This window comes from Terriglobales bacterium (assembly GCA_035487355.1).
Lineage (GTDB): Bacteria > Acidobacteriota > Terriglobia > Terriglobales > Acidobacteriaceae > QIAW01.
In genome coordinates, this window is record DATHMF010000106.1 from 60,323 (window position 1) to 80,580 (window position 20,258).

Annotated in this window: 15 protein-coding genes; 7 read left to right on the forward strand and 8 right to left on the reverse strand. The window is 54.7% G+C overall.

What is annotated here, in order from left to right:
- Window positions 1-171: 171 nt before the first annotated feature.
- Both VK738_19645 and VK738_19650 read left to right on the forward strand, forming a co-directional pair.
- Window positions 172-4,449 carry a glycosyl hydrolase gene (locus tag VK738_19645; GenBank protein ID HTD24876.1) on the forward strand — a complete coding sequence of 1,426 codons (4,278 nt, stop codon included), beginning with the start codon at window positions 172-174 and terminating at the stop codon, window positions 4,447-4,449.
- A 71-nt stretch (window positions 4,450-4,520) separates the two neighbouring features.
- A complete protein-coding gene (locus VK738_19650) occupies window positions 4,521-4,826 on the forward strand; it encodes a thaumatin family protein (GenBank protein ID HTD24877.1) in 306 nt (101 codons plus the stop codon).
- A 416-nt stretch (window positions 4,827-5,242) separates the two neighbouring features.
- Here the strand turns inward: VK738_19650 and VK738_19655 are convergent, their stop codons facing one another.
- Complete coding sequence (locus VK738_19655) at window positions 5,243-6,223, reverse strand: hypothetical protein (GenBank protein HTD24878.1); 981 nt, start codon at window positions 6,221-6,223, stop codon at window positions 5,243-5,245.
- A gap of 11 nt (window positions 6,224-6,234) precedes the next feature.
- Complete coding sequence (locus VK738_19660) at window positions 6,235-7,005, reverse strand: hypothetical protein (GenBank protein ID HTD24879.1); 771 nt, start codon at window positions 7,003-7,005, stop codon at window positions 6,235-6,237.
- A gap of 616 nt (window positions 7,006-7,621) precedes the next feature.
- Between VK738_19660 and VK738_19665 the strand changes: the two genes are divergently transcribed.
- The 4 genes from VK738_19665 to VK738_19680 all read left to right on the forward strand — a co-directional run bounded on the left by VK738_19665 (window position 7,622) and on the right by VK738_19680 (window position 11,238).
- Complete coding sequence (locus VK738_19665) at window positions 7,622-7,819, forward strand: hypothetical protein (GenBank protein HTD24880.1); 198 nt, start codon at window positions 7,622-7,624, stop codon at window positions 7,817-7,819.
- A gap of 107 nt (window positions 7,820-7,926) precedes the next feature.
- Entirely contained in the window at window positions 7,927-9,006 is a 1,080-nt protein-coding gene (locus VK738_19670) for a PP2C family protein-serine/threonine phosphatase (GenBank protein HTD24881.1), read from the forward strand.
- A gap of 79 nt (window positions 9,007-9,085) precedes the next feature.
- Window positions 9,086-10,099, forward strand: a complete 1,014-nt coding sequence (locus tag VK738_19675) for an acetamidase/formamidase family protein (protein HTD24882.1) — start codon at window positions 9,086-9,088, stop codon at window positions 10,097-10,099.
- An 83-nt stretch (window positions 10,100-10,182) separates the two neighbouring features.
- Entirely contained in the window at window positions 10,183-11,238 is a 1,056-nt protein-coding gene (locus VK738_19680; protein HTD24883.1) for an acetamidase/formamidase family protein, read from the forward strand.
- 75 nt (window positions 11,239-11,313) lie between these two features.
- On the opposite strand, the gene VK738_19685 is transcribed toward VK738_19680, so the two are convergent.
- A complete protein-coding gene (locus VK738_19685) occupies window positions 11,314-13,176 on the reverse strand; it encodes a hypothetical protein (protein ID HTD24884.1) in 1,863 nt (620 codons plus the stop codon).
- Between the two features lie 261 nt (window positions 13,177-13,437).
- Between VK738_19685 and VK738_19690 the strand changes: the two genes are divergently transcribed.
- Complete coding sequence (locus VK738_19690) at window positions 13,438-13,932, forward strand: redoxin domain-containing protein (GenBank protein HTD24885.1); 495 nt, start codon at window positions 13,438-13,440, stop codon at window positions 13,930-13,932.
- A gap of 137 nt (window positions 13,933-14,069) precedes the next feature.
- On the opposite strand, the gene VK738_19695 is transcribed toward VK738_19690, so the two are convergent.
- From VK738_19695 to VK738_19715, 5 genes are all read right to left on the reverse strand, one after another.
- The gene (locus tag VK738_19695) at window positions 14,070-15,692 is read right to left on the reverse strand and encodes a carboxypeptidase regulatory-like domain-containing protein (GenBank protein HTD24886.1); all 1,623 of its coding nucleotides are present in this window, start codon (window positions 15,690-15,692) and stop codon (window positions 14,070-14,072) included.
- A 599-nt stretch (window positions 15,693-16,291) separates the two neighbouring features.
- Window positions 16,292-16,879, reverse strand: a complete 588-nt coding sequence (locus tag VK738_19700) for a hypothetical protein (protein ID HTD24887.1) — start codon at window positions 16,877-16,879, stop codon at window positions 16,292-16,294.
- A gap of 201 nt (window positions 16,880-17,080) precedes the next feature.
- On the reverse strand, window positions 17,081-17,791 hold the full coding sequence (locus VK738_19705; GenBank protein HTD24888.1) for a hypothetical protein: 711 nt from the start codon (window positions 17,789-17,791) through the stop codon (window positions 17,081-17,083).
- 26 nt (window positions 17,792-17,817) lie between these two features.
- Window positions 17,818-18,711 carry a hypothetical protein gene (locus VK738_19710; GenBank protein ID HTD24889.1) on the reverse strand — a complete coding sequence of 298 codons (894 nt, stop codon included), beginning with the start codon at window positions 18,709-18,711 and terminating at the stop codon, window positions 17,818-17,820.
- Between the two features lie 2 nt (window positions 18,712-18,713).
- A complete protein-coding gene (locus VK738_19715; protein HTD24890.1) occupies window positions 18,714-20,066 on the reverse strand; it encodes a hypothetical protein in 1,353 nt (450 codons plus the stop codon).
- Window positions 20,067-20,258: the final 192 nt, after the last annotated feature.

A 20,258-nucleotide genomic window follows, 5' to 3' on the forward strand; every position in this document is an offset into this window, starting at 1 on the left:
TCAATATTCTCTTGACATCGTTCCTCAACCGTGGCTAAATATCGCCGTTTTGCAAACGCCTCTACAAAATCGATAATGTAGTCGGTTTTGCTAAGCCTTACCAGATTTGACAGCAAGTGCCCGGCGCAAGATGCCCAGCATTTAAGCAAACTCAATCTTAGGAGATTGGCCATGGGATCACCTGTTCGTTTCAGATTGCAGGGCACGTTTCGATATTTCCTCTGCATGAATCTCTTGTTGTTTTCGGTATCTCTTTGCGCCCAGACGGTGCAGGTCGGTGCGGGAAGTTACACCACAGCCTTACCTGCCGGCGCAACCGCTCCCTCGAACCAGATCTTCAGCAGTGTTGCCGGCCCCAAGCCCACGCACAGGTTTTGGACGGCAAAAAACTGGTATGCCGATAACATCATCAACGGCGGTGTTACCTTCGGCGGAGGCGGAGGCGGTCCCTTCGTCATGTTTCCGCAACCGTTGGGTATGCAGACCACACCCACGGGATTATTGCTGGGTTTCGACGCCACCGTCACAAATGGAGGCACGTTCTTTTTCCAGCCCTTTGAAGGCGACCTCACTCTTGGGGTAACCGGCTTAAATGCCGGCAGCGTCAACGTAAGTGGCTACAGCGATTGGACGGTAGATTTCAATTTCGGTCCGATGACAACGCGAGTCGGACGCGGTATGCCGTTTGTTTACGTTACGACCAACGGCAGCAATCCCACGATCACATTTGCCGGGCAGCCTACCGTATTTGCGAATAATGGCAACATCCTGGGCGTCAGCATAGCCAATAACAACTACGGTCTTTTTTGTCCGAGCGGTGGAAGCTGGAGCGGAATCGGCGGCACCGTGCTCACCTGCAATCTCCCGGGCGGACACAATTATTTTTCCCTGGCACTTTTGCCCAATGCCGGCGCTCTGAGCACATATTCTCAGTTTGCATTTTCCTTCCCGGTAAATACTCAAGTGGCCTGGAACTATAACCCGAACACCAGCCAGGTAAGCACCACTTACACAGTAAGTACGCAAGCAAAAGAGGGGGGCCAGACTGGTTTCCTCATGGCTCTATATCCGCATCAGTACACTGCGTTGCAGGGCAGCGCCATTAATACCAGCTTTACGTATCCTTCAAGCCGGGGCACGCTCAAGGTTCTGCAGGGCACCGCGTTTACCACGACGGATATCTTCCACGGCATTCTGCCCTTCTTGCCCAATACGGGAAATTTCAGCGATGCTACGCTTACTTCGTTGGTTGACACGGTTGCTAACGAACCCAACCACTTTACCGTCAGCCAAAGCGGAGGCGGCACCAATACCTACGACATTGGCAAAGACCTGGCCCGGGTCGCCCACCTGCTCCCCATTGCCAAGGTTGCCGGCGATACTAACGCTGCCAGTAGTTTGCAGACCAGTCTGCAAAACGAATTGCAGAACTGGTTCAACGGCGCCGCCAATCATCAGAACACCAGCGTGTTCTACTACGACGGCAACTGGGGAACTCTCATCGGATATCCCGGCGCCTTCGGGAGCGACGTGGCATTGAACGACCACCATTTTCATTACGGATACTGGATTCACTCCGCAGCCATCGTTGGTTTGCTGAACCCTACCTGGATTCAATCGAACAATTGGGGTGGAATGGTCAACCTGCTGGGCCGTGATATCGCTACGCCTGTGCGCAATGACGCCATGTTTCCGTTCCTGCGCCACTTCGATGTCTACGGCGGGCATTCGTGGGCTTCGGGCCAGGCGCCTTTCGGCGATGGACTCAATCAAGAATCCAGTTCTGAAGCCATGAATGCCTGGACCGGCTTGATCTTGTTTGCGACCGAAACCGGCAACACCCAGCTTCGGGATGCTGCCATCTGGATGTACACGCAAGAAACCAACGGCATCTTCGATTATTGGTTCAATGACGGTCCGGTGTCCACGTTCCCTCCGGGATTCACCCGGACGGAAATCGCCAATGTATTTGACGGTAAATCAGACACGGGAACATTTTTTAGCGGGCAAATCGAACTGGAACATGGAATCGAGTTTCTGCCATTTCACGGGGGCTCGCTCTATCTGGGCCGCGACCCAGCTTACATCCAAAGGAATTTAGCGGAAATCAAAAACCTTGATCCGAATGCCTTTGCTGCAGGCAGCGTAAATTGGCCCGATCTGATCGAAGAATATCAAGCTCTGTCTGATCCAAATACAGCGCTTAGCGAGTTCAATAACACTTCGTTTGTCTTCGATGGCGAAAGTAAGGCCCACGAATACTACTGGATCACTCAATTGCAAAAGCTGGGCCAATCGGATGAAGCGGTAACCGCCAATACGCCGCTCTATCACGTGTTCAAGAACCCCGCCACCGGCGCAGTCACCCATGCCGCATTTAATCCTGGAACAAGCGCGATCACGGTGAACTTCTCTGACGGAGCCAGTCTCTCCGTTCCTCCGGGAAGTATGCGAAGCGAGTTCGGCACTACGACGATCGGCTCCGGTGGTACCAGTAGCGCAGATTTCTCGTTGTCGGCAGCGCCGGCATCGCAAAGTGTGACCGCCGGGAGTAGCGCCAGTTACACAATCACGGTTGGCGCGCTTAACGGCTTCAGCAGCAGCGTGGCTCTCACAGCCAGTGGCCTGCCTACGGGTGCAACCGCCAGCTTTACTCCGGCTTCGGTGAACGGTTCGGGCTCATCCACGCTTGCAGTTTCCACCAGCAGCACGACTCCAGCGGGCAGTTTCACGCTGACCATCACGGGAACTAGCGGTAGCCTGACGCATACGGCGATGGTGACACTGATTGTCAATCCAGTACAAGGCCAGTGTCTGACCTCAGGGACCACCTGGCAGAACACGACGCTGCCGGTCGAGACCGGGAGCTTTACGGTCACCTTCGATGCCACGCCTTCGCGCTCTTCGGCCACATCGCCTATCAATAGCGTGATCGCGCTTTCCAATGGAGCACAGACCGCCTTCACGGGTTTTGCCACCCTGGTGGCGTTTAACGCCAATGGCATCCAGGCACGCAATGGCGGAACGTTCACAGCGGCCTCGGTCATTCCCTACACCGGGGGAGTGGCCTATCACTTCCGCGAGGTTATCAACGTTCCGGCACACACGTATTCGATCTTTGTGACAGCACCCGGCGGCGCGGAGCAGACAGTAGGTTCGAACTTTGCCTTCCGTACCGAGCAGAACAGGGTGACGCAACTGAACAATTGGGGAACCTTCGCCTTGTCGGGTTCGGTGAGAGTATGCAACTTCACGCTGGTCACCGCCGCTCCTAACTTTGCCATAGCAGCAACCCCGAGTACGGTAACAGTGACCGCCGGAAGCAACGCAAACTACACGACGAACGTGAGCGCCGTGAACGGATTCAGCGGCAGTGTGGGGCTCAGTATGAGCGGGCTCCCAGCGGGAGCGGCTGCAGGCTTCAGCCCGGCTTCGATCAACGGCTCGGGATCCTCGACCTTGACCGTGACCACGGCCACTTCAACTCCGGCTGGTACTTACACATTGACGACGATGGGAACCAGCGGAAGCCTCAATCACAGCACAACTGTGACCTTGGTGGTCAATAGTCACTCGACACCGGACTTCTCGCTGGCTGTTTCACCGAACTCACAAACGGTGACGGCTGGCAACGGTACGAGCTATACGGCGACTGTAACGCCACTCAATGGATTTACGGGTACAGTTGCCCTTAGTATCAGCGGCTTGCCCACGGGCACGAGCGGGGCGTTCACTCCGGTTTCGATCAACGGCTCAGGCGCCTCGACCCTGACCATTTCCACGGCAACCTCAACTCCCGCGGCCAGTACTACTCTGACGATTACCGCTACGAGCGGTAATCTGTCGCATTCCGGCGCGGTGACCTTGGCAGTCCAGGCCGGCAGCAGTTGCGTAGGACCGAATTGCACTTCGAAGCGTCTGAAGATTATCAACGGCTGCGGCAAGCCCATGTGGATCTTCTTCCAGACAGGATTCAATGGAGGAACTCTTAATGCGCAGAATCAAAAACTTCTGACCAATGTCGGCGATTTCATCGAATACGATATTCCCGATAAGGGACTCGCCGGCGTCAGGTTCTGGCCGGGAATGGAGTGCGACAACACCGGAAACAACTGCCACATCGGCGCCAGCGGCGGCCCGGTCAGCAACGGGTTTACCTGTCCCGCCAACATCGGATGCGCTCCGCCCATCGATTCCAAGTTCGAAGGCACGTTTGGCTGCGTGTCTTCCATGCCGTTATCGCAGTGCCAAGCCAATCCCTCGTCCAATCCGCCTACCCCGCTACCTCGGGCTGATTTTTGGGACGCCAGTATGGTTGATGGTTACACCCTCCCCGTCAAAGTCATAGTGCATGGAAGCTGCCCGCCGGGAAATCCCGGGGGCCTGCCGGAGGCGTCGTCGACTGCTCGACCTTGCATTTCAGCGATTGCCCTCAACATGAGAACTTAAGCACGAACGGACAGTTTCCTAATCTGGGAAATGAGAGTCTTCTGCGGCTGCATCCCACTACGGGGGAAACTGTGGGATGCTATTCGCCTTCTTCGAAGCTGACGATGGGGCAATGGCAAAGCGTTCCCAATCCGCCCTTCACCGGCACTACATTCAGCCCCACCGATCCACAGGCGCAGATGTACGCTTGCCCCACGCCCCCGATTACACCCGGTGTGTGCAGGGCAGGTCCGGCTGCAACCACCAACTACACCAATCTGATTCACGCCAAGTGTAATAACACGTACGCGTATGCCTATGACGATACCAACGGCCTCAGTAGCTGTCCGGCCACAACCAGCACAAGTTATGAGGTGACTTTCTTCTGCCCGCAATAGCAGCAAGCACGCCCAAGCGGCAGCTTTAGTTAAAACCAAGCAGCGATTTTGAAGAAACACGTACGTAGCCGAGAAGGGGATCTTGGCCCACCTGTGACTCTTTAGACAGGCCGGGCAACAAGATCCCCCCTCTATGTATAATGTCGGTTTTGGGAAAGCATTACATCTGTATTTTTTAATGATTGATTGCCAGATTCACAAATGGCGGTACTGACTCCAGTAACTGACCGTGCTCTCCTGGAAAATTCTGCTTGCTTCGGCAGGGATTCTACCCCGGCTGTCCTATTTGATGTAATGAGTCGTCAGTGACAAGTGATTGTCTCTGTAGGAGAGAGAATCGGCCTACTTGCGGTCCCTTTTTTGGAACCTAAGTAAGCGGGGCATCTGCCCGAGTGATGAGTTCTTTAAATTTACCTCTACCTGCGGTCGAGGGCCGCGAGCAAGCGCGTTCGCAAAAGGAACGAGGCGCATTCACGCAATACTTCGGCGCGATTTACACTCTGACCTGAAGTAGATTGTCTGACCTTGGGGTTGAGAAAGTCGTCGGGAATCCAGGCGCCATGAACAAATTGATCGTGCAAACTGAACATATCATCCAAAAGCGAACCCACGAGCAAGGGTTCTGAGGCGTATAGATCACGCTCGGTGGAGTCTTCGTAAATGTCACGAGCGCCATACTCCGCTTCGATTTCTTTCTTGAGTTTCTCCTGGCTTTGAGTTGGAATCCGGTCTCCTTGAAACGCTGCCTGGATACCCATCATCCAAACCAGGAACTGCAAAATTGGGTCCCGCACTTCCGAGTAGCCGGCCTCGTAGTACCTGATGGCACGGCGTATGCTGGGCGGGCCGCTCTTATACATCCTTGTGAATGCCGGCATCACCCTTCGCAATTCCGTTAAGTCGCGCATGCGCACGCGATTCAGGACCTCCGATTCCGGCACATTGATCATGCTTACATCTGGATGCGTGAATCGAAGAACATAGGGCTTGCCGTCTTCTTGCAGCTCGTATTGGATGGCCACAAACCGGGCCCGGGTCGGACGGATGATTCGTAAGCACACAAACACTTGTTGGACCAAATCCTGCGACTCGAGTTCGCTCTTTTCAGCTACCTGTTCCGATTTGAATGCGTGGACGAGCGCAAAAGACATGTCAGCGAGCTTGGAACGTTCGTCCTCTGCAACATAACGCTGCCAAAGATCGAAACTTGTTTTTGAAAATTTGTCTTTCACCGATTCGACGGACGTGCCGGGGAAAATGGCGAATGGCTTGGTGAGTTCCTCAAGATTGTGGTCCCCCTCAATAGGAGCTATCGTGAATTTCTGTCTTGAGGACACGCTATTCACACCCTGATTCACACCGTGAGTCGCGACAATTCCTTGTGTTTTCCGTACCATGGTTCAGACCCCTAACGCTTCCCCAGAGATGGGCGCGTTGCGGCCCCCCGCCCGGCGCTATTCTCTGTTGAGAGACTTGTTGCCGAGGAGCGATCTGATACCTCGGTGTGTGATGATGGGCGCTGCGCTGAGGCAGGTCCTGAGTTCGTCTCACTGCTTCCACCAAAGTGAGAGACGGCATTCCGAATACGCCGTTCTTCCTCACGCTTTTTGCCACGCCATTCGTCCAAGCGTACCTTTTCGCTGACAAGCTCTTTGTCATTGGTTTCTATTCGCAGCCGGAGCTTTTCGATGAGGCGATCAATTTCAGCCTGGGTTTCCTGATTGTGCTGTTGCTTTGCAGCTTTATAACTTTGGAATGCCTGCTGCTGGCGAGTTTCGAAATCATTCAGCGCGTGCTCGCGCCTGGCAGCGTCTTCGATGACATCATTGAGCTGCACATTGCTCACTTCCAGCGCCATCATCACAGCCGCACGTTTAGCTTCGGGTGCAAGATCACGAATGTGCACGGAGCCCAGCATCTCCGCAATCTTCAAGATAGAAAATCCATGTTTGGGCACGCTAACGCCGGCTTGTGCGTAGACCTCCGAGAGGCCCGGGGTTTGGATCGTGGGCACAGCGGCTGGCTCGCTCGGCTCGCTGCTTGAAGAAGTTGCAGCCATTTGCATGGGGAGAGCTTCCCGCAAAATCAGATCTGGCACGCTCGCTATCATAGCGGGCTCCAAACCAGACGGGTCATCGAACTCGGTGGCGGCCTGTAAAACGGAAGGTTGTGTGGTCATGTTGCAACTTCTTTCCCGGAAGCTAGTCATCCGTAGATTTTTTTGGGGGTAATTCCGGGGGGAACAACTGGGGGCCAGACTTTCTAATTACGCGAGTCTGGGTCTACGTTGATAGCATAGATTTAATATACGATAAAACGCAAGGTTACTCTAGTAACATCCATTGTCACCCCCCAGTCACCCCATGCGGTCCTGATTATCTGCCCATCGGGCGCTATTAAACCATTTAGAATCAATACTTTTGATAGCACCGCCAGCCCATCGGCAGCACAATAACTTACAATAACTATAGTTCCGTCTCTTTCGGGTTGAGCTTGCTCCAGAATTCGTTGGCCCGAACGGGCGTACGCAGACGTAAAAGGAATCGTGGTTACTACGGTAACTTGTCAGACGTATCTGGTCGTGAGAAAGTAACCGCAAACCCCCTCCTTTTTGTCCCCCTTTAATTTTGCCCCCTTGGAGTTTTAAATGCTTGGAGATTCTTCAAAAGTCCTCAAATACTTGGAGACCCGGAGCTTAGATAATTGTCACTCTCTCTTTGGTCACAGCATCGGAGCAGGGGCGTGTATCCTTTGCGTTCGGCAGCTTGAACAACTTTCACTCGGAGCCGAACGCAATGTTTGACGTCAGATTCTCAACGATGGATGACCAGCAGTTAGCCAAGCAGATCTGCCAGGAAATAGAGTCACGCTGGAGAGCGTGGCAGATCGAACTTCTTGTATTGGCTAACAATCGCAACTGGGACGCGCTGAAAGAGCAGATCAAACGCGGGCCTTCAGCCGGTCGCAAGCCGGTAAACGGGGCGAAGGGCTGATAAGAGGTTACTCTTGTGGCCCAAAACATCCGCATTGCCGTATAGTTTGGTCATATGCTCGCTATGAATTCGAGCATGCGCGAGAATTCTTTTCGTAAAGAGTCCTTATGATGCCCTCAGGGTTAGCTCCCACCATTGACGAGTACCTGCGAAAAAGATTGATGCCGGTCGAGGGCGCGATCCCCCACCTGCCTGGAATTGAAATGTACGGCAATTCCATTCCAGCAGGGCAAGTGGGTGGCGACCTTTTTGAGTACATCAACTTTCAGCAGCGCTACAACATAGACGCCCGCATCGCGCGTACGCAGAAGCTGTCGAAGGAGTACCTGGAGCCTCTACCCGATGGCGCGAGCCCACGCAATGAAGTTGACCTGCACGTGCAGTGGATGGAATCAAAGCCTGGCTGCACCCCAGAAGACACGATGCAGTACAGAAAGGCGAAGTGCTCAGAGCAGATGCGAATTGCCGAGAACCTGCATGAGCTTTACACGACTGCCGGAGTTCTGCTGGTGGACGCACAAGGACATGGAGTGATCGCAGCTAAGATCGCCTCAACAGTACATGACACCTTCCACGCTCTGATGCTTACCGAGCTCGATCGCAACGGGAAAACCACAACTGACTTAATTGAGAAGATCAACCTGAGGCTGGCGCAATCGGTCACCGCAAGAAACGCCCTGGGAGGAAGCCCCGACGCTTCACGCGAGATCGCGACCATGCTGTACGGCGAGATAGGACCGGACGGAGATTTCCGTTTTGTCAATTTCGGGCACCCACCGCCGCTGGTCTTCTCCGCCGAATACGGCCGGTTCATGGAAATCGATAGGGACCGTATGGTGCGATTCTTCGCCCTGGGCCTCGAAATTCCCGAGGATAATCCCGACAGAAGCAAGTACGTCTCTATAAAGCTCCGGAAAAGACAGATCGCCGCATCCGATTTGGCAGAGATTACGCTCATGGGCCCGGGAGACATCCTGTTTCTCTACACCGACGGTGTTTATGACGGCAGCGATGAGCAGGACAGGCAGGAAATAGAACAGATCATCCGAGACCGCAAACAGCAACCGGCAAAAGATATTTGCAGAGCAATCCTGGATTATGCCTTGAAGAAAGACCAATACCTGCAGAAAATCGGCGAAGCCGATCGGATTGACGACAAGACCGCATTCATCATTAAACGTGCATAACAGCAGGCGCGCATAACAGAAGCGTGCACGACCACCTGTCCCCTTGTTCTATAATCCTGCCTCAAGGAAACCAGACTTGATGAAATCCATCATCGCAATCCTTCTCTTTCCTGCCATTGCCTGCGCGCAGTCCGTAACCGGCGAGCCCCGGGTGGTGCGTTACCAGCTCAAACCCAGCGAGCTTAAATATACCTATGCGGCGTCGTATGCTCCAGTCGCGCGGCTGAAATCCGGCGACATTCTGGAAACTAATACCGTGGATTGCTTCGGCAATGCTATCCAGAAGCCGGGAGACACGTTGAGCATGGCTAAGGGAGATAATCCGCTCACCGGTCCTTTTTTTATTGAGGGCGCAGAGCCGGGAGACACTCTGGCCATCAAGATCCTCTCTCTTGAAGTGGACGGCAATCAGGGAGTCGGCGCGCTGGCGCCTGGCTTTGGCGCCATCAACTCCACCAACTACACGCCCATGCTGAATCCTCCGATCAAAGAAAAGATCTGGTTCTATCCCATCGACCACGCCGGCAACACCGCAACCTTTCAGGCGCTGGATTCCAAGTACACGGTGAAGATTCCGCTGCATCCTTTCTTCGGCTGCATTGGCGTGGCTCCTGCGGGAGGCGAAGCCCGCAGCTCCGTGGTTCCCGAAGCTTTTGGCGGCAACATGGATTCCCCCGAAGCCAGCGTGGGCAACACCGTCTACTTTCCTGTGAACGTCTCCGGAGCAATGTTGTTTCTGGGCGACGGTCATGCCGCCATGGGCGACGGCGAGGTCGCGGGCACGGCCATTGAAGTGCCGCTGCGCTCGCGCGTGCAGGTGCGCGTGATCAAAGGCCAGACTATCAATTGGCCGCGCTTTGAGAATGACGACTACATCATGACCGTCGGTGCCTACCGTCCGCTGGACGATGCTTTGCGTATCGCTTTTACCGAGCTGGTCGGTTGGATCCACAAAGACTACGGGCTCTCTGAGATGGATGCTTACGAGCTGCTGTCAAAAGTTGCCGAGATCCACCTGAACGAGATGGTTGATCCCAACTACGTTGTCGTGGCCAAAATCAATAAGAAGTTTTTGCCAAATCCGGCGAAGTAAAAGTTGATCGAGGTCTTGCCGAATGAAGTCTTATCGGAAGACGGTTCCACAACATTTTTAACCCTAAAAAATTTGGGAGGCACATGCGTCAAACTATCCTTCTCGCTTTTCTGCTGGCATCTTCGGTTTTCTTGTTTGCGCAGTCGCAACCGCCGGCATCTTCTTCCAGCACTCCTTCCGGTACTCCGCAAACCTTCAAGCTGTCAGCCACTCCCAAAACTGTCGCCTGGGGATACTACGACGCTGCGGCCCCGCCGGTGCTGCATATCCACTCGGGCGACACCGTGGTGTTTGACACACTCCTCACCAACAGCCCAACCGGGCTGGAGCGGGCAGGAGTGCCCCCAGAACAAGTACAGCAGAACCTGCGCGATATTTATAAAGAGGTCACCAACAAAGGACCGGGCGGACACATTCTCAACGGTCCGGTTTACGTTGAAGAAGCCGAACCGGGCGATACCCTGGAGGTACGCATCCAGAAGATCGAGTTGGCCATTCCATATGCCTACAACGGATTCGGCCCTAATCGCGGATTTCTGCCGGAAGATTTTCCCTATCGCAAGATAAAGATCATTCCTTTGGACAAGGAGCGCATGGTAGCGACATTCGCTCCGGGAATCGAGATCCCGCTGCATCCCTTTTTCGGCAGCATGGGCGTGGCTCCGCCGGAATCCTTCGGACGCATTGACAGCGCTCCGCCGGGAGTCCACGCCGGCAACATGGACAACAAAGAACTGGTGGCAGGGACCACGCTTTACCTCCCTGTGCACGCGCGCGGGGCGCTGTTTGAAGTAGGCGATGGCCACGCGGGACAGGGCAACGGCGAAGTGGATATCACAGCCATGGAGACGTCGCTCGTAGGCACGCTGCAGTTCATCGTGCACAAGGGGACCAACCAGAAATATCCGCGCGCAGAAACGCCTACGCATTACATCAGCATGGGGTTCCACCAGGAGCTATACGAAGCTACCCGCATCGCCGTGCGCGAGATGATTGATTTTCTGATGGCTGAAAAACATCTCAGTCACGATGATGCTTACATGCTGACCAGTGTGGCAGGTGACGTTGACATCACCGAATTGGTTGATGGCAACAAGGGTGTACACGTCATGATGCCCAAAGCGCTCTTTACAAAATAGGGGGAATAAAAGCGTCCGCTGCGCCGAAGCGTACTCCGAGGATTTCGTATCCGTCTCCCTGTTTGCTGGGCTCCGCTATGGAGTAGGCGCAATAGGCTTAATGATCTCATCCAGCAAATTCGGTTGTGCGTCGTTCCGAACCAGGTGAGGATAGCGAATGCCATCATGATAGTTCACCTGAAACGTGCTGTAATATTCCCCATTTTCCACCAGCAGGGCAATCGGCTGCTGGCTGTTGACGGAACGGCGTAGGGCGGTGCGCATCACGTCCTTGGAATACTTGCGCCCATTCACTCCTAGCAGCTTCATTCCCGCGCCCACGCCCGCGGCATAAGCTGGAGACCCTGGAATCACATCCAGCAGTTCGCCCTCTTTGGAAATAATCATTCCTAGAGAGAAGCTCAGGTCAAGGTTTTCGCTGACTTTTTGGCGGGCTTCCATGGTCGTATTTTTTTCTTCCGTATAGACCAGCTTCCAGCCCCCATTCTCGATGCCGCCCAGCGGCGCATAAGCAGACTTTGAATCCAGCCGCTGGCGCAGAAATCCCGCCCAGTCATAGGGAGTCACCTGATTGAGCGCAGCCACAACATCCTCGAACTTGTACGGTACGACAGTGGGCGGGCCGCTTTGGCCACCGTAGAAGAGGCGGCAGAAATCATTGAGTGATTTCTGCGAGTGCGTCTGCTGGCGGATGAGCGTATCCACTTCCAGCCAGATCAGGAAACCCTCAGGATAGTAGTCGGCAGAGCGCCGCCAATTCTGCCATTCAGGCACAGAGCCATACAGAATTTGCACGGATGTCGCCGTATCCTGCAAAGGACGCCACGTGCGCCCAGCGCGATGATCCAGCATGGCCGCGGTGTAGGCTGCGCTCTCCCGCCATTGTTCCGGCGAGCGTAATCCGATGCGCGCTGACAGAATGTCCCCAAGGTAATCCGTAAGCCCCTCGTAAACCCACAGCAGGTCGCCTTTCATCGGCTCCTGGTAGTTGGGAGTGACCAGCCCGGCCGGGCGGCGATACTTGCCGTTCCACGAGTGCACAAATTCGTGCGGAAGCAGATCGGCTTCAAGGTTGTGCCGGTCTGGATCGCTGAAGTTTTCTTCCGAAGCGCCGTTGTCGCTGGATTCGTGGTGCTCCAATCCATGATGCGCGGTCTGGTCGCTGAGCGTCAGCAGAAAGTGGTATTTCTCGTAATGGCGTGCGCCAAAAAGTTTCGCGGTCTCTGCCACCAGTTGCTTGTAGCTGGCCAGGTCTTTGTCCGTGATCTCGACCGAGGCTTCGCTCTCGCCCACCATATCAATCACGTGCAGAGGCGTTTCACCCGGCTTGCTGAGCTGAACCTGGCGGTAAATCGCTCCCGCGATCAGCGGAGAATCCACCAACCGGGTGAGTGAAACCTGCAGAAAATCCACGGAACTGCCAGACTGCTCAAGCGGCGTGAGCGCAGTGCCGAACTTCCAGCCATCGGGCAGCAGAATTGAGGCTGCCACCTGAACGTCATCGGTAGCTGCTCCCTGCGGATACAGCACCACCTGATTCCAGAGCAGGTCAAGCACCTTGGAGGAAGCCGCTGAGTTCTTGCCGTTGTAAGTCACGGTGTCGTACGCAGCTTCCACTTCGCGGACACCGGCAGGCACCTGCAGATGGAAGGCATACATATCCACCAGATCGCGCTGCCATTCCAATTCCTGACCTTTCGCCTTGATGTGAAGTCCCATCAGGTTCTGGATGGGCCCGGTTGGGCGGTGGTTCCCGGGAATCCATTTGGGATAGACCAACGTTACGTCTCCGGCATTGACCGGGATGGTTATGGTGGAATGCAGAATGTTGCGCGGAGCGTCCGTGGCATCAACCTTCAGGCGTTCAGTGATCGTGTTCTGCCCGGCGGCGAGGGACGCGCACAAAAGCAGAACGGCCCCGAAATAGCGGTTTCTCATATTTTCTCCAGGTGGTCTGTCTGACTCACACGTTCCAGAGTCTCCAAGTATGTGAAACCAGTAATGCTACTCGTTTGGCGGAATGCAGTAAAATCTGCCGGCGCGGCGCGGGGCGACCAGCGAAGAAAATTTCTACCTGAATCTTTTGTTAGGAGTAGGCTACAGGTGCGATAATTTCGCAAGAGGATACGATCCATGAATCGAAGAACTGCTCTCCTCGCACTGTGGATGCTGGTGCTCGCCGCTTTGCCAGTCGGCCGGCTGTCGGCACAAGCTGACAAGAAAGACGTTCCGGAACCGTCAATCAAGGTCGGGGATGAAGCTCCCGATTTTACCTTGGTCGATCAGAACGGTAACAAGATCACGCTCAGCAGCTTTCGCGGCAAGAAGAACGTTGCGCTCGCGTTTTACATCTTCGCCTTCACCGGTGGTTGAACCAAACAGATGCAGAACTTCCAGCAGAACCTCGAAAAGCTGGAAGCTGCAGACACCCAAGTCTTGGGTGTGAGCATGGATAGCCCTTTCAGCAATAAGGCGTGGGCAGACCAGATCAAAATAACTTTTCCGCTATTGAGTGATTGGGGAGGAGAAACCGTTCGCAAGTATGGTGTCTATAACCCCAAATACAAAGCTGCGCGCCGCGTAAATTACGTGATTGACAAACAAGGCAAAGTCATTGAAATGCAAGTGGACAGCGAGGCCATTGATCCCACGAAGATCGTGACCCTCTGTGAGCGCAGAACGCATAAGCAATAAACGCGAGAGCCGAGTAGCGAAGCCCTGAGCGCAAACCAAGGAACAGCGTTGCGGAGTCCTTAGAAACGGGTGAGCGAAAAGTGAGCGCCGTACAGCGCGAACTTTTCGCGAGGGCGCAGCGGCTTGCCGCGGAGCCCTTAGAAAGATGCCGCTGGAATAATCTTAAGTTGAATACTCCGGCTGCTATTCTCCTCCAGGCTCACCAGCTCCCCCTGGTCTTCGAAGCGTTTCAGGAACTCCGGGTCCTGATATGCACCGGTATCTATTCCTTGCCAGGCAAACAGTTTGTAGTCTCCCGGAGTAATGCCTTCCAGGCTGAAGCCGCCCGCTGAATTTGTGGTTGTGCTCTTGTAAAGATCGCCTCGCTGGCGCTGTGCCGGAACCAGCACAACCAGGGCGCCGCCGCTGGGCAGTTGCTTATCGTTCACGACTACACCCGAAACCTGCGCGGCTGCGGTGCTCACGAGAATGCTAAATGCACCGCCAGCACCACGGGTAAGGTCAATTTCCGATGGAAAAAACTCCTGTTCGCCGACGCGCACCGATTTCACGTAGCTGTTCCGGGGCAGGCCGCTCACGGAGAGCACGTAAGTGTTCGGTACGACGTTGGTGATTGAGAATGCGCCGTCCCTGCCTACCGGGCTGGCCTCTGCCCCACCTTCATCATGCGACTGCAGAGCCACGCCTATGTGGGAGAGGTCCAACGCACTCTGCCCGTCTACGCGCACGTGGCCATACAGGTCCACTCCTGGGCTGAGTGCCAGCGCAATATCCGGCACTCCGGCACCGGTCACGGCAAGTTGCTGCCTCGCGGAAAGCGGCCGGGACCCGCCAAAAGCGCTGGCCGCCAGTACGTATGTGCCCGGAGCGACGCCGTGGATTTCAAATTTGCCGGTTTCGTCATGGTACTCCGCATCCTGCCGGATAAACTTGAGCGGAAGAGTGGAATCACGCGGCACCAGCGAGACCCTGACGGAATTGCCAGCAGGTGGATTCAGGATGGTTCCACTGATGGTGACCCGGCGCGCCTTGGTAGCCATAATATCAATATTGCTGAGCGTGCTGCCCGCGGTCAGTTCCAGAGGCGTGGCGTTGCCCAGGTCGGTTGCATCCTGGTAATAAATCAACCCAGAATCTTCGTCCGTTGGCTGCGTGCCTGCCGGCATGAAACTGGGGATCGTGGCGGCAATGTAGTATCGCCCTGCCGGCAGGTCGTAGAGCCGGTACTCGCCCAAATCATTGGTCTTTATCTTGCCGAGTCTTTCAATTTCGCGCTTACCGTTCGAGAAGAACGAGCGAATGGCAGAGACAATCGCATCCGGCACGGCATCGCCATCAGCGTCGAGTACCCGGCCTGCGATCACACCCAACGGAACCACTTTCACCGTGAGGTCGAGCTTTTGCTCGCTCGCCAGGCTAAAGACGGTGCCGAGCCCGCTGGCCCCCGGCGCTCCATATTGTGTGTAAGCAAATCCACTCCGTTGTACTGCTAAACGATAGTTGCCGGGTGCGACGGCATCGAATGAGAAATGGCCATCCGCATCGGTGTTGGCAACAAAAGATGGTGCGGCGTCTTCGTCGGTTTCACTGGCCTCCGCCTTGCTCAGCGCCACGTGGGCCTTCTTAACGGGCTCGCCCGTGGTCGCGTTCAGTACCCGGCCAGTCACGACCGCCTTTTTGGGCGGATCCGCGCTCTGTGCGAGTGAATAGGGCAGCGCAAGCGACAGTAATGAAAGATAAAAAAATAATCTAAGTTTCATGATCGGGTATTGAATCTCTATTATTTTAGCCTCGCGAGTCGGAGTCCGCAGCAATCCCGGTGTTGGTTTGATGCAGTAAAGAGGACGTAGCAGCCCTGTTTTGACTGAAGAAAATCACATTTAAATTGCACAGCTAGTTCCATAAACAGTTTTCGGAAGGGCACGGCTGCTAGCCTATGGCTTTAGCCATGGGTGAGCGAAGCGAAGAGTGCCATTTAGAGCCTTTAAAAATGCGGACTTTAGCACCTGAAGTTTTTCAAAATTCACCACAGAGATCACATCCCGCAAGTTTCTTGAATCGTTGGTTCTAAAAAAACGCCCGGGGCCGTCGGCCACGGCCCCGGCGCGCGGGCATAGAAGCCTGATGTCGGCGGAGCCCTCAGAGAAACGGGTGAGTAAAAAGTGAGCGCCGTGCTGCGCGAACTTTTCGCGAGGGCACAGCAGCCCTCCTTTGGCTGCGGAGCCCTCCAATAGAAGCCGAAAACCAAGTGGGTGAAAACGAGCCGCCAGGGTTCCTTACTCCACGAACCCTGAAAAACTAAGGAGGCGCGCGGTACAACGTGATCACCCACCTCGGATGCGCTACAACTCCAGTGACACTACCGGTTGCACTTGTTGCCCGTTGTAAAGATCCGCGAAGTGTTGACCGGCAAACCCGCAGGAGGGTCAACGATAATGTGGACATTGGTCAGCGTCAGCTTATCTTCGCAAGCGGTTACTTTGCCGCCGGCGCCGCTCTTGGGTCCTTCCATCCATCCATCAAACTCGTTGATTCCGGCCTTCAGCTCGCCGTCGCAGCCCACTCCCTGAACGGGAATGCCGCCTGGACCTGAACTGGTGCAGTCATCTTCCATAATGAAGTAATCCTGGATCGGAGCGGGAATGTAGATTTTCTTTCCCGGCTTCATCACGTTCTGCACCTGCGGAGCTACGGCGAAGGTGATTGGATCTTGAAATGTACCCTTTCCGCCTGCGCCAGAGTGGATTACCGGATGAGCAATCGCTCTGCCCGGAGGAGAGTTATCAACCTGGGAGTACCACGTCAATAAATCCAAGGTGAAAGGTCCCTTTGAAGGGATGGCTTTTGCTTTTTTGTTGGCCGCTAGCGCGGACGAAACGAAGAGAACCACAGTAATGGCGCTGACCGTGAGCAGCGCCGCAAGTATACGTCGAGAGGCTGAGTGCATTCGAAGCTCCTTAGTCTTTTCCGAATTTCACTTCTGATTGCGATTTCACATTCTCTGGAACGTTTCATTTAGTAAAACGTTTAATTGAAACGTTTTAATGTGGGCATAAGTATCCCTCAGATTTTTTCTTTGTCAAGAAAAAAAATTAACAGAACGCTAACAATAATGAACCGTGATTTCATTGAAGCGTACTCAGGGGAATCAGGAGGATTGCGCCGGCGCGGAAGCCGCCGCTTTCGCTCGAGCCCGCTCAACGGTGGCGTAGATGGCCCAGCCCAGGAGGACAACGCCCATGGGAAGCACCGTAAATTGCGATGCAATGAAAGTTGCCAGGCGGAAGCGGATGTCATCAGGCATGTGGGCCGCTCCTGAAACGAAAAGCGACAGCAGCGAGGCCAGCACTCCAATCATCAAGCCGCCTGCGTTAATCAGGCTGACGCGCCAGCCAGCGCGCAGTCCATACACCAGCAGGTTCAGCAATGACCCTGCTCCCAGCCATATCACTACAATGAGAAGTGCGCGGGTAACGTCAGATTCCGGCATCTCCATCTCCGGCATAATCATTTTCATGGCGATAAAAAAGCTGAGTGAAGCGGCGGGAGCTACAACAGTGATAGCTGTCCAGAGGGCGGGGAGCAGGTGGCACAAAAAGGCTTTCGCAGTCAGGCCAGCAGTCGAAGCATTCGCCACTTGGGCTTTGCGAATTTCTCGTGGAACAAAATAGAACCAAAGTGCCAGCGCCGCAAAGAAAAGGCCGATCGTGCTGATGGCTGGAGCGGCTTCCGTAAATGAGATGATGATCTCAAACGGACACCAGATCGCTAACAAGACCTTGAAGGTACTCCAGCCGCTTTGAAAAGCTTGCGGCCCAAGCAAAGCCGAAGGATTGCGCAAAGAGTAAGGATTGGCCATTGTCTGTCGTCCTGTGAAAAGTTTTATCACGCTTGATTTTTTGCCCAGGAGATTCGGTAAAGATGTCCTGTTTTTTGGTCAAGCACCAACAGTCCGTCTGGTGCCATCCGCAGCGTTCCGCCCAGGCCAATCACCAGGGGGAAAGCCACTCCCCCGCGCAGCTGATAGACCATGTTCTGTGACGCAAAGAAAGTGTCATCTCCCTGGGTGGCAAGACCAACAATCCGGTCATTGGCTTCGGGAAGATCGAGCAGCATGAGAGGACGCGCGGCTCCCGCCTGGAGAAACAATGAACTATCCACAGCGAAGAAATGCCTTTGCGGGCTGCCGGCCGCCGTCTCTACGCCCTCGGTAGGACCGAGCAGTGGCTCCAGCGTTCCTTCTTCAGGGACGAGGGAGTAAAGGCTGCTCTCTCCATTGCTCGTCAGTAAAAGCTGCTCCTCGTCTTCGCTGGGCAAAATCCTGCTGACTGGCACAGGCAGAGGGCCCACATCGTGAAGGGTGTCATCGGCCCAAAAGGCCAGGTGCCCTTCCGTTGTCTGCACGGCCAGGGCCCCTTTCACGAAAGTGAAAGACTGTACATCGTCAGCCAGTTTTTCGCCGTTGCTGGGATCGTAGAGCGCGTTGCCAGTGCGAACCACTATGTTCCCATCCCGGGAAACATCAAAATCCTGGATCTCCGTTGAAGGCAGGCTGCCGCTCCAGGGGTAAACAGCGACCGTGACTCCGGGAGCAGTGGTAAATGATGCCTCCTCTCCGTAATTTTTCTGCTGCTGCTGATTGTGGCTCCAGACCAGCCAGGTGGTCCCTCCCACTACGATCGCGATGCCGATGCTCCAGGCAGAAATTTTCATCAGCAGGCGGAGGGGCTTTGCGATTTCCGGCGGCGGCGGCGTGAGATCTGGAGCAGCAGAGGCCATGGTCAGTGGCTTTCCGCCTTTCTGTCCAGGGCTTTTTTTCTCTGCTCCTGGACGCCTTCTGCGCTTCCTTTAAGCAGCAGTTCCGTGCCTTTGTTTGCTCCCGCTTCAATATCAATGGAGATGGCCTTCTTGAAAACCTGGTAACCGGCCTTACCGATGGTCTGTTTATCTGCGACTGAAAGATGGCGCATGATGTCGCCTGCAATGTGCTCCACTTTTTGCGAGGCGTAATGCCCCGCGGTAGCGGCCAGTCCCTCCAGCAGCGTGTTCTCGCTGCTCACCGCTTGCCATGTGAACTCGGCCTGTCCTATAGGCATGTCATTCCCGGTCTCCTGCTCCATGTGCCGCAAGGCGTCGTAGGAAGGATCTCCGGGTTGGAGGTGGCCCTGTTCCTTGAGCCGCTTCAGCGCAAGCGCGTAATCCCCGATTAAAAGAATGTTGCGGCTGATCTCTTTGGTGCGCTCATCCACGCCCGCAGTGATAACGTCGGCCGCCGTCATGGCGATGCCGGGAGCTTCTGTGCTGACGACGAATTTCTTGAAGGCGCCGGCGGCAAATTCCTGCCCCAGACCTTTGAATGCCTTGTTTGGGTCTTGCTGGTTCCCTGGCCCGGGTTTTGTTCCGCTGACAGGAATGATTTGTGCTAAAACCTTCGCGCGCGTAGCCGCTTCTTCACATTTGCTGGTAAAAGTTGCCTGGTCCTGCTCCAGATTGGTTCTTGTTTCTTCCAGCACTGTGCGCCGGGAAGCCAGTGGACCTACTTCATCATCAAGAGCGGATTTTTCTTCATCCAGCTCCTTGTATCGTTTTTCTATTTTGTTCTGACGTTCTTCGAGCTGGCGCGCTTCTGCATCCAGTTGGTTCTTCTCAGCATTGTAAGCCGCGCAGACGCCAGGGTTATCCGGGGGATAAACACATTGGTTTGCCTGGTGCCTCCCAAATCGCTCGTTGAAATCCACAATTTGCTTTTGCAGGCTTTCGTTCTCTTCGTTCAGATCTTTGTATTTACCCTCGAGAGTATCCTGGCGGGTTTTTAGCCAATTCTCCGAATGGGAGAGCAGATCTTCGTCTCCTTGAAGCGCCACGGCGCGGGAATCGAGCTTGCTGCTCTCGTCGCTCAGCTCCTCCGACTGCTTGGTCAAGGCCCTGAGTTCCTCCCCTATTTCCGGAGGCAAATTGTCAACCGTCCACCCATCTCCGAACTTCTGCGGAAGCAGGGCTTTGGCATTTTCGAATTCCGTGGAAAAATTTTGAAAGCACTCTCCTGCCGTTGAAGTATCTGCGGCGCAAAGCGGGAGAAGACATCCTGCCAGCCCCAACAGGAGAAGCAATTTCGTAATTCGCAGGCAGATCATGAGGAGAACCCTTGTCATGATGACGGGGCACGGGCCTCGCCAATTCTGGTCTAGCTGCCCGGCTTGGGCCTTTGACTCCCAAGTCCGAGACTACGAAAACTTATGGAAAACGAGAAAAGAGTGGACGCAGTTTATGTCCAAGACCACGCCATGTCAAGCACACCAAAAAATTACCCAAATTATTGGATTCTA

What these genes read in the sequence shown, in the direction of transcription:
- VK738_19645 (HTD24876.1), top strand. Translation starts at nt 172, where the DNA reads ATGGGATCACCTGTTCGTTTCAGATTGCAGGGCACGTTTCGATATTTC.
- VK738_19655 (HTD24878.1), bottom strand. Translation starts at nt 6,223, where the DNA reads ATGGTACGGAAAACACAAGGAATTGTCGCGACTCACGGTGTGAATCAG.
- VK738_19660 (HTD24879.1), bottom strand. Translation starts at nt 7,005, where the DNA reads ATGACCACACAACCTTCCGTTTTACAGGCCGCCACCGAGTTCGATGAC.
- VK738_19665 (HTD24880.1), top strand. Translation starts at nt 7,622, where the DNA reads ATGTTTGACGTCAGATTCTCAACGATGGATGACCAGCAGTTAGCCAAG.
- VK738_19670 (HTD24881.1), top strand. Translation starts at nt 7,927, where the DNA reads ATGATGCCCTCAGGGTTAGCTCCCACCATTGACGAGTACCTGCGAAAA.
- VK738_19675 (HTD24882.1), top strand. Translation starts at nt 9,086, where the DNA reads ATGAAATCCATCATCGCAATCCTTCTCTTTCCTGCCATTGCCTGCGCG.
- VK738_19680 (HTD24883.1), top strand. Translation starts at nt 10,183, where the DNA reads ATGCGTCAAACTATCCTTCTCGCTTTTCTGCTGGCATCTTCGGTTTTC.
- VK738_19685 (HTD24884.1), bottom strand. Translation starts at nt 13,176, where the DNA reads ATGAGAAACCGCTATTTCGGGGCCGTTCTGCTTTTGTGCGCGTCCCTC.
- VK738_19695 (HTD24886.1), bottom strand. Translation starts at nt 15,692, where the DNA reads ATGAAACTTAGATTATTTTTTTATCTTTCATTACTGTCGCTTGCGCTG.
- VK738_19700 (HTD24887.1), bottom strand. Translation starts at nt 16,879, where the DNA reads ATGCACTCAGCCTCTCGACGTATACTTGCGGCGCTGCTCACGGTCAGC.
- VK738_19705 (HTD24888.1), bottom strand. Translation starts at nt 17,791, where the DNA reads ATGGCCAATCCTTACTCTTTGCGCAATCCTTCGGCTTTGCTTGGGCCG.
- VK738_19710 (HTD24889.1), bottom strand. Translation starts at nt 18,711, where the DNA reads ATGGCCTCTGCTGCTCCAGATCTCACGCCGCCGCCGCCGGAAATCGCA.
- VK738_19715 (HTD24890.1), bottom strand. Translation starts at nt 20,066, where the DNA reads ATGATCTGCCTGCGAATTACGAAATTGCTTCTCCTGTTGGGGCTGGCA.